The organism is Streptomyces sp. NPDC059900 (assembly GCF_050270335.1).
Taxonomy (GTDB): Bacteria; Actinomycetota; Actinomycetes; order Streptomycetales; family Streptomycetaceae; genus Streptomyces.
In genome coordinates, this window is sequence record NZ_JBNNJZ010000942.1 from 1 (window position 1) to 2,039 (window position 2,039).

Annotated in this window: 1 protein-coding gene; it reads left to right on the forward strand. The window is 72.1% G+C overall.

What is annotated here, in order from left to right:
* The first annotated feature begins 125 nt into the window (after positions 1-125).
* Positions 126-1,814, forward strand: coding sequence for a methyltransferase (locus ACQKIP_RS45980; RefSeq protein ID WP_365863518.1), 1,689 nt, complete (start codon positions 126-128; stop codon positions 1,812-1,814).
* Positions 1,815-2,039 lie beyond the last annotated feature (225 nt).

Below are 2,039 nucleotides of genomic sequence, written 5' to 3' on the forward strand. Positions count from 1 at the left end.
GCACTACGTGGGCGTGTAGCCCCCCACTGCCCCGAACCCTCTTCACCCGCGTACATCCGTGCGCGTATGTCCGTGTGCGTACGTTCGTGCGCACGCGTTGAACCCGGAATGAGGAACTCCCCGCAATGATCACGACATTGTCGGGCGATACGTCTCGCCTGCGCGCGGCGGTCGACTTCGTCAAGGAGCAGGACACCGCCGCACTGCTGTCGCTCCTGCTGCCCGGGCTGGACGGCCCGGAGCTGCGGGCGCTGGCCGAACGCTGCGACTTCTCGCACGCTGCGCTCCTTGTCTTCCCGGCGGACGAGACGGCCCTGCACGCCATGATCACCGAGTGCGGTCTGGTCGTGGAGGCGCCGCCGCAGCCCAGCGTCATCGTGCGCGAACGCCTGGCCCTGCGCCACCAGCGGTGTGCCGCGGACCTGAGCGTCGGCATCCTGCGCCCCGCGGTGGACTGCCCGGACGGCACGCGGCGCATGGTCGAGGTGTTCGCGCTGACCGTGCCGCCGGGCTCGTCCCTGGAGGCGCTCGCCGCGCACGAGCGCGCCCAGCAGCACGAGGCGCATGTCGCCTTCGAGGTCACGGCAGCGGACCCGTTGGTGCTGCGCGGCCTGTGCGCGGCCCTGGGACGCTACGGTGCCACGCCCGACGGCGGTGGCTACAACCCGCACGAGAACGGCACCGTGTTCTACTTCGCCGCGCCCGCGCAGGCCAAGGCGGGCTACCGGCGCGTCGAGCTGTATGTCCCCGGTGACTACCGTGACCTGCTGGCCGCGCACCTGGACGAACACCGCAAGGGGCAGCCCGCCGAGCACATGCTGCGCTTGCTGACCGGGGCGTGGACGACGCAGGCCCTGGCCGCCTTCGCACGGCTGGAGGTGGCCGAGGCGATGGACGCGCAGCGCAGCGTGAGCATCGCGAAGCTGGCGCGACAGGTCGGTGCGTGCGAGGCGAACCTGGCCACCCTGCTGCGCTACCTCGCGATGCTCGGTGTGGTCAGCCAGGACGGTGACGGCTACCGGCTGACGCACACCGGCGCATTGCTGCGCACGGACACCGAAGGGTCGATGCGGGCGCTGGCGCTGATGTACGGGGGAGTGTTCTACGAGTCCTTCGCCGGGCTCGAGCACACCGTGCGCACCGGGCAGGTCGCCTTCGAACAGCGCTTTGGCGCCCACCACTTCGAGCACTTCGCCCGTGATCCGCGACTCGCCGAACTCTTCGACCAGTCGATGGCCGCCGGTTCGAGGATGTTCGACCCGTTGCCCGCCCACCCGATCCTGGCCGCGGCGGCCGACGGGGCCACCGTGGTCGACATCGCGGGCGGCAACGGCGAACTGCTCTGCCGAATCCTTTCCGCCCATCCCCGCCTGCACGGCCTCCTGCTGGAACGCCCGCACACGATCGAAGCCGCCCGCCGCCTGCTCGGTGCGGCCGGGCACACGCAGCGGTGCACCTTGCGGGCAGGCGACTTCGCCGACGTGCCATCGGGCGGCGAGGTCTACGTCCTGTCCCGTGTCCTGCACGACTGGGACGACGAGCGCTGCCGCGAGATCCTGCGCCACTGCGCCCGCGCCATGTCTGCCACCGCCGATCTGCTCGTGGTCGAACGTGTCCTGCCCGCCGACGGCTCGCCCTCGCTGGCCACGGCCTGGGACCTGCACATGATGTGCAACGTCGGCGGACAGGAAAGGCGCGCCGATCACTACGCCCGGCTGTTCGCCGACGCGGGCCTCGCCCTGGTCGACGTGGCACCGCTGCCCCTGGACGGCAGTGTGCTGCAGGTGCGCAGGGCCGCACCGGCGCACAGTTGATCCGCGCCGGGGGCCGTTGCTCTCGCCTCCCGCCCGTGTCAGGAGCGTGATCGGGCCGCCCCGGGTGGCCGTGCGGGCGGCCGCGGGACAGGCACCGGCCTGAGCGCGCCCGCCCGCAGACAGCAGGAGGACAACAAAACCCCGGGGCCGGGCGGCGGCCCGGACCCGGGGCTGGGGCAGTGGTGGTTGCCGGGTGGTCCGAGGGCGGGGCGCTGACCGGCGAAG

Excerpts from the sequence above, each read along its gene's own strand:
- ACQKIP_RS45980 (WP_365863518.1), top strand. The coding sequence starts at position 126 with ATGATCACGACATTGTCGGGCGATACGTCTCGCCTGCGCGCGGCGGTC.